The organism is Flavitalea flava, from assembly GCF_054461575.1.
In genome coordinates this window covers 108,951-117,195 of sequence record NZ_JBTLQH010000023.1, presented here as the reverse complement: position 1 = coordinate 117,195, position 8,245 = coordinate 108,951, and the positions used below count along the sequence as shown (strand labels likewise).

The following is an 8,245-nucleotide window of genomic DNA, read 5'->3' as shown; positions in this document are numbered from 1 at the left end:
TCCACGCCTTCCGTGGGATGCTGGGTTAAATGCTTGTCCAGGATATTCATCATTTTGATGTTTTCAGGCTTTTCCGGCATAGGTTTGTAATAGATTTTGCTTCGATTCACGGTAAGAAGCTCGCATTGCTTACGAACGGATACCTTCGCAGAATGAGGCTGTATCAGCGAGGCGCGGATTTCTACATCCCAAGTCTCTTGAAACTTTTTTTTAAAAATTCATTCTCCACCTTGAGTTGGCCAATCTGTGCATAGAGTTCCTGTGTATCTACAGACTCATTTTCTGAGCTCCCTTCTTTTTCAAAAGCCGCGGACATGTTTTCCAGGAATTCAGCCTTCCATTTGGAAATCATTACAGGGTTTACTTCAAATTTTTTTGCAAGATCTGCCAGCGTTTGCTGGTTCTTTACGGCTTCAAGAGCTACCTTAGCTTTGAAGGTTGACGAGAATTTACGGCGTGTTTGCTTTTTCATTTGTAGTAGTTAAAATTACGAAAAAATTTAACTAACCAAATGGTCTGAATTTAGGGGAGTGTTATATTAGTTGATTTACATAATGTAATTATCATTTTTATTTTTTTTAAAATATTATTTAATAAGTTTTGCCGATAGTTCATATTGTGGCGTTTTATTCAAAGAATTCGTACAAATTTAACGGAACTTCTGCCATGAAACGTTCAGATATATGAGGGTTAGATTTGATTATTTGTTGAAGGTACTTTACTGAAAATTTTATTGGTTGGCATGTTTTAAAGGGTTTGGGATTACGGAGCATTTAATTGAAACGAATTTATTGTATTTTATTTTTCTGACCATTGAGGAAAGGCCGGCTTAATACGGTCGTCTTTTAAAAAGTTGTAATTATGGCAAGTTGCCAGTAACGCAGCTCGAATCCAAGTCGCTCCCATTCCCAGGATTCGCCATGATGTTTTAGTTACTATATTACACCGGCGCGAAGCCAGGCAGCTTTATGCACAAAAGTATAATTGCTTTTTCGAACCGATTCGATATAGTTATGATGCTGAGAATAGATTGGTGGAAGTAAAGACGAGCCGGGACAGTATAGTTTGGGAGCGGGATGCGGCATATAGTTATTACAAACATGGGCCATTAGCCAGAATGGTGTTGGGACAATTACAGCCGCAAGGACTGGATTACAGTTATACGTTGCAGGGATGGCTGAAGGGAGTCAATATCGGGAACTTGCTAGGCGGTAACGGCGATAATACAGGAGCGTCCTGTACAGCCAATACGGCCCTGGACGATGCCACGGTAAGCAGCCGTCCGGTCCTCAATGCTCCTGTACAATACACTGCCCGGGGCACCATCAGTTTTATAGATGAATTCACCAGTAAGGACAATGATGATTTTGAGACCCAACTCAATAATAGCCTGGCAGTATGTTCTCCGGCGGGTGGGACTGCCGGGACCGGCCACCCGGGTGGGGCGGAAGGTTATCCCGTGGGCCGTGACGCCTATTCTTTCAGTTTACATTATTATCCCGGGGATTATAAGCCAATAGGCAGTATCGATCCGGTAACGGGCATTCTGGAAGCCCTGCCGGGGCAGGCGGCTCCGTTGTTCAATGGCAATATCGCAGCGATGGCGGTGAACATTCCAAAATTGGGGGACCCTCAGGTATACAATAAAGTGTACAATTACCATTATGATCAGTTGAACCGCCTGTCGCAGATGGATGCCTTTAATGGGCTGAACACGAGCAATACTACCTTCACGCCCATTCAGTTGGACGATTATAAGGAAAAAGTATCCTATGATCCGAGCGGCAATATAATGACCTATCTCAGGCGCGGGACAACGGACGGAGGAAAACAAAGGGGCATGGATAGTTTGAGTTATGATTACTATCCAACAACCAATCAATTGAAACACATAGGAGATAATGCTGCCTATTCAGGTAATTATACAGAGGATATCGATAATCAAACCGATGCGGCCAATTATACCTACGATGCGATCGGCAATCTCAAAACGGATATAGCTTCCTCGATCACCGGTACGGGCGTGGAATGGACGGTCTATGGAAAGATAGCGGCCATTACCAAGGCAGGCAGCACCATGACGTACACCTACGACGCTTCGGGTAACCGGATCACCAAGACGGTAGGAAATGTTACGACAGTTTATGTCCGTGATGCACAGGGGAATGTAATGAGCGTGTATCAAAAGACGGGCAGCAACCCGCTCCAGCAACAGGAAACCCATTTATATGGCAGCAGCCGGTTGGGAATCCTAAATGCGCTGACGGTCGCTCCGGTAAGCGTGAGTATGGGGCCCGATTATGCTAATTCCATGCTGAGTACCTTTACCCGGGGCGAGAAAAATTACGAGTTAAGTAACCATTTGGGCAATGTACTGGCGGCAATCAGTGATAAAAAAATTGCCGTATCTTCGGGAGGCAGCAGTTCTTTGATAGATCATTATGAGGCCGATGTAACCAGCGCCCAGGATTATTATCCGTTTGGGATGCAAATGCCGGGTCGGACCTATAGTAGTGGGCCATACCGGTATGGGTTTAATGGAAAGGAGAATGACAATGAGGTAAAGGGAGTGGGGAATCAGATAGATTATGGAATGCGGGTATATGATCCGAGAATTGGGAAGTTTTTGAGTGTGGATCCGTTGACGGGGAAGTTTCCAGAGTTGACCCCATACCAATACGCAAGTAATACCCCTATACAAGCAATTGATTTAGATGGCTTGGAGCAGTGGGAGCTGAGCAGTGAAGCCGCAAGATTAAAACGCGATGCAACGAACATAAAACCAGCATTGGGTCGAATACGCGAGGATGATATTTTGATGAAGGATGTATATGGTCAAGGAATAATTGGGCCCAGATCAGTTGTTGAAAAAATAGTTGGGAGAACCTGGGAGGAGCACTTTGTCCAGGTTGGTGACAATGTTAAAAGTGGACTTGGGGGGTCTATCGGATACCTTGCTGCAGGAGAGAAAGGGGCTCAGGTAGGTGCGGCTGCTGACAATATTTTGTTTTCATTTGCAGGGATTCCAGATCAGAATACTTTTTTATCGAAGCCAGGCGAGGCGCCAAAAGAAGTGAACCCTGCTTATACTGAGAGTTCAATAAATAGTAAATCAAATGGAGGTACGGTCTCTTCAAGAAAATCAGCCCAGTTGGCAATCAATAGAAAAAGTGGTGCAGCATCAGAGGATTTAGTCAGAAGTAGATTGCAAAGTCAATTAGGTGAGAATGAATCGATTTTATCAAAACCAAGAATTTATATTGGAGATGGAAGCTCTGGGAAATTCGCAACGCCTGACTTTGCTATTTATAATACACAGACGGGGCTAATTACTAGAATAGTAGATGCCAAGGACGGTGGATCGCCACTATCGAAGGCTCAGCTGCAGTTAAATGAATATGGCGGAGTTTTTAGGGGCTCAAGCAGGGCGACAGATGCCGCGCCGCAATCAGTAAAACCTAATATGATAGAAGTGGAAAGAACGGAGGTAAATCAACAATAGTCTCAGCAATAAGCAAAGTGTATTATGAAACTAATGAATTTAAAATCGAACGATATTAAAGAGAAAATAGCTTTACAATTTGGTGATAAGCTATCGAAAGAGGGGTTTGTTTATAAAAGGGCAATGAATGAGTTTAGATGCAGAAAGGGCGATTTTACCTATATTTTTAACATAGAACAAGTGGCCTGGAGCAATAGTTATTCCCTTAATGTCCGCTTATATATTAGCCAAAAGGAAATAGAAGACATTTTGGAAAGGATTATTGGAAAACTTAGGTATAGGAAAACACTTGGTCAAGAACTTGGCCGAATTTATAAAAGCCAGGACGGGAGAGAGGTGGTAAATGGCGATTTAGTTATATGGCTTCGACAGGATGAAGATGTCGAATCGGCGATTGAAACTCTCGAATGGTATTATAAAGACATAGCATACCCCTATTTCGACAGATATAATACCCTAGCGACCATTGACGATATTATTAATAACCCTCCTTTTAACCATTGTCCGGCACATGTAGGAGGCAACTTTGATGAAAGATTCATGAAAGGTTTAATTGTGGCTAGACTTGTCGATAATCCGAATTATGAAAAACTGGCTGCTATTTACGATGAAGCTATTAAAGAAACGATGAATGCCGTGTCGATCGAGAATTATCATAAGGTTCGGGAATACCTAAAGTATAATCAGATTAAGTAAATTAGGTGTTAGAGGGCTAGCGAATAGCTGACCTCTTATTTTTTATTTAGATAGGCATCAAGGCATGTGCCTTTTTCATGTTGAGTTATCGACAAGGGAATGCTTCCTTCTCACATTTACGGAACTAAATGCGGTTGGGAGCCATGCGACAGGGTGGTGGTTCGTTGCTCCATATATTTACGAATAAAAATTTCATTCTTGGTCAATAAAGGTTAACCCCTTTATTTAAGAAAGTCGGATATACTTTGGATGATGCGATCAATAAGGTTCATGTGACAGGATATGCTTGCTATCTCTTCATCCTACATTGCAAAGGAATTTGAATAGTTAGCAGAGACTTCTTTTCCTTTTTTCGAGAATTCGATTTCTATAATAAAACCCCCTAGAAAGCTATCAGTTTAAAAACGGTTAATGCTGAAAAGAATTTTAAGTTTGCCAATATATTTGAAAACATTAAGGATCTCGGCGCCCTTAAAAGGGCAGGTTCAAATGCGCAATACGAAAGGAAATTTAAGTTACCCCTTATAATATAATCAAGTCAAATCATTAATGGGGGCTAATGGTAAAAATATTGATGAAACTTTTGCATGGATAAAAAACAAGGATGAAGCCGTAGATTAGTTACTGCAATACCAACAAAACAATAAAAAATGCTTAAAGATCTGGATGTAATTAAAACAAATAGGGAAATGAGTGAACAAGTTTCTAAAGGCACAAAAGGGGTGATTCATCAGATTTATCTCAATCACCCAATCTTTTATTTAGTTGAATTTATTGATAACGAAAATAATACTATTTGCATCCTTGAAGTAAGCGAAAAGGATATAGAGTTGGTTTGATAAGGACTTTTTAGAATAATTGTGGGGTTCGGTGAAATCCGGTCCCACAATTTTTTTACAGATACCCGTTATGGTGTGATCGCCCATCTATTTAAACTGAGACATAAGCTGAATGTTACTTTCACGCCTGCCCGCATTCAGGGTCTCTCTCCTACTAATCTTTACAATATTGTTTTCAGCACGATGCTACACCGAAGAGCGTCCTGGCAGCTATCATGCTCAAAGCGACATTGCTTTTTCGAGCGGCTCCCATTGTCGATATTGGCTTGGCTGAATACCCCACCCCTGCTTGGCCATAGCCATAGTCAATGAGAAAAGCTGGTCGGGTTGAGCATGATAGCTGCCAGGAAAATGCCGAGCGAGCTCTAAGAATTATTGCCTCCCAAAGTAATGTCTGAAGAGTTTCGCGTGAGGGATTGGACCGAAAAGCCCGGAGCCTGTGCAGGATGCAAGGAGAGGACTTGAAGGGTAAAGCCCGACCCTTGCGGCACGCCCGGTAGAAGACACCTATGATATACACGGCAATGTAGACACCTTGTTACAGGATTATCGGGGAGTAGCAGCCATGGGAGGTGCTAATTCCAATCAGTATAAACGGATCTGTTATGCCTATGATCTGATCAGCGGAAAGGTAAATGGGGTGGATTACCAGCCCGGGGAAGCGGATGTTTTTTACCATCGGTATAGTTATGATGCCGAGAATAGATTGGTGGAAGTAAAGACGAGCCGGGACAGTATAGTTTGGGAACGGGATGCGGCCTACAGCTATTACAAACATGGCCCATTAGCGAGAATGGTGTTTGGACAATTACAGCCGCAAGGACTGGATTACAGCTATACGTTGCAGGGATGGCTGAAGGGAGTCAATATCGGGAACTTGCTAGGCGGTAACGGCGATAATACAGGAGCGTCCTGTACAGCCAATACGGCCCTGGACGATGCCACCGTAAGCAGCCGTCCGGTCATCAATGCTCCTGTACAATATACGGCTCGTGGCACCATCAGTTTTATAGATGAGTTCACCAGTAAGGACAATGATGATTTTGAGACCCAACTCAATAATAGCCTGGCGGTATGTTCGCCGGCGGGTGGGACTGCCGGAACCGGCCACCCGGGTGGGGCGGAAGGTTATCCCGTGGGCCGTGACGCCTATTCTTTCAGTTTACATTATTACCCCGGGGATTATAAGCCGATCGGCAGTATCGATCCGGTAACGGGCATTCTGGAAGCCCTGCCGGGGCAGGCGGCTCCGTTGTTCAATGGCAATATCGCTGCGATGGCGGTGAACATCCCAAAATTGGGGGACCCCCAGGTATACAATAAAGTATACAATTACCATTATGATCAACTGAACCGCCTGTCGCAGATGGATGCCTTTAATGGCCTGAACACGGGCAATACTACCTTCACGCCCATTCAGCTGGACGATTATAAGGAAAAGGTATCCTATGATCCGAGCGGCAATATAATGACCTATCTCCGGCGCGGGACAACGGACGGAGGAAAACAAAGGGGCATGGATAGTTTGAGTTATGATTACTATCCAACAACCAATCAATTGAAACACATCGGAGATAATGCTGCCTATTCAGGTAATTATACAGAGGATATAGATAATCAAACCGATGCGGCCAATTATACCTACGATGCGATCGGCAACCTGAAAACGGATATAGCTTCCTCGATCACCGGTACGGGCGTGGAATGGACGGTCTATGGAAAGATAGCGGCCATTACCAAGGCAAGCAGCACCATGACCTACACCTATGACGCGTCGGGTAACCGGATCACCAAAACGGTAGGGAATGTCACAACGGTTTATGTCCGTGATGCGCAGGGGAATGTGATGAGCGTGTATCAAAAGACGGGAAGCAATCCGCTCCAGCAACAAGAAATCCATTTATACGGCAGCAGCCGGTTGGGAATCCTAAATGCCCTGACGGTAGCTCCAATAAGCGTGAGTATGGGGCCAGATTATGGCACTTCCTTGCTGAGTACCTTTACCCGGGGAGAGAAAAATTACGAGTTAAGCAACCATTTGGGCAATGTTTTAGCGGCAATCAGTGATAAAAAAATTGCCGTATCTTCGGGAGGCAGCAGTTCTTTGATAGATCATTATGAGGCCGATGTAACCAGCGCTCAGGATTATTATCCCTTTGGGATGCAAATGCCGGGGAGAACCTATAGTAGTGGAAGTTACCGGTATGGATTTAATGGGAAGGAGAATGATAATGAGGTGAAGGGTGTGGGGAATCAGCAGGATTATGGCATGAGGATTTATGATCCGAGGTCGGGAAGGTTCCTGAGCGTGGATCCTATAACGGGCAAATATCCGGGTTTGACACCATACCAATACGCAAGTGATAATCCAATAATGAACATTGATATTGATGGCTTAGAGGGAATCTGGTATTATATTAAGCATGGTGATTTGATGGGTGCTTTAAATTCCGTTACCTGGAATGATGTTAATGAGGGGGCAGAGACATTCAATAGAAATGTTAATCCAGTTGGAATTGCTTATTATAATGGGTATCAGTTGGTGACAGGAAGAGATGCTAGTACTGGACAGGAGGCACCAAGGGTAGATGCATTGGGCAATTTGGTGATAGCAGGTATATTTCATCAAGCAGTTGTAAGAGCGGCGGCACCGAGTGCTGTCACTGTATTAGAAAGGCAGATGGCTGAGAATACCGCAGCTAGGTCAGGCAAGGCAGCAACTAATGCTCATAACAACAATTCGGGGTCTGCTGAATCTAATACAGCTAAAACTACAACAGCTCCTGCAAGCAGTGAAGGAAATACTTTTACATCCAGTGGTGCATCTGCGCCAGTTAATATAATAGAAACTTCGCTAGGGAAAAACGAGCTAGCAGCTCTGAAGATAAAGGTGCAGAATGTTTTTAAGGGGGTTGACAAAACTCATCTTGATGCAGCTATTGGAGATATGGCCGGAAAACCAGTTGTTAAGTGGGGGAAAGCATGGGATCACTTGAACGATATTTCTATTCATTTGCGCGGCCTAAATCGTCAAATTAAACGATTGAGCAGTATGATAAACGAAAATAAATTTACAGGTGTTGTGCTTAAAGAAGCAACTGAACTTAGGTCATCTCTCCAAAAGCAGTATGACTCTTATCTAGGAGCTTTGCAAAGGGCTGCAAATAAATATGGAGAAACAATTGATATTAAATCGAAGGACTAAAGT

At 43.6% G+C, this 8,245-nt stretch carries 5 protein-coding genes; 4 read left to right on the top strand and 1 reads right to left on the bottom strand.

All coding sequences use genetic code 11. The annotated features are described in order from the left end of the window. Nucleotides 1–181: 181 nt before the first annotated feature. A complete protein-coding gene (locus ACX0G9_RS19440) occupies nucleotides 182–472 on the bottom strand; it encodes a transposase (protein WP_459066617.1) in 291 nt (96 codons plus the stop codon). 561 nt (nucleotides 473–1,033) lie between these two features. On the opposite strand from ACX0G9_RS19440, the gene ACX0G9_RS19435 reads away from it, so the two are divergent. From ACX0G9_RS19435 to ACX0G9_RS19420, 4 genes are all read left to right on the top strand, one after another. Further along, a complete protein-coding gene (locus tag ACX0G9_RS19435) occupies nucleotides 1,034–3,502 on the top strand; it encodes an RHS repeat domain-containing protein (protein ID WP_459066616.1) in 2,469 nt (822 codons plus the stop codon). 24 nt (nucleotides 3,503–3,526) lie between these two features. Beyond that, nucleotides 3,527–4,198 carry a hypothetical protein gene (locus ACX0G9_RS19430; RefSeq protein WP_459066615.1) on the top strand — a complete coding sequence of 224 codons (672 nt, stop codon included), beginning with the start codon at nucleotides 3,527–3,529 and terminating at the stop codon, nucleotides 4,196–4,198. Nucleotides 4,199–4,848: 650 nt separating this feature from the next. Further along, entirely contained in the window at nucleotides 4,849–5,037 is a 189-nt protein-coding gene (locus ACX0G9_RS19425) for a DUF4926 domain-containing protein (protein WP_459066614.1), read from the top strand. 535 nt (nucleotides 5,038–5,572) lie between these two features. Then, nucleotides 5,573–8,242, top strand: coding sequence for an RHS repeat domain-containing protein (locus tag ACX0G9_RS19420; protein ID WP_459066613.1), 2,670 nt, complete (start codon nucleotides 5,573–5,575; stop codon nucleotides 8,240–8,242). Nucleotides 8,243–8,245 lie beyond the last annotated feature (3 nt).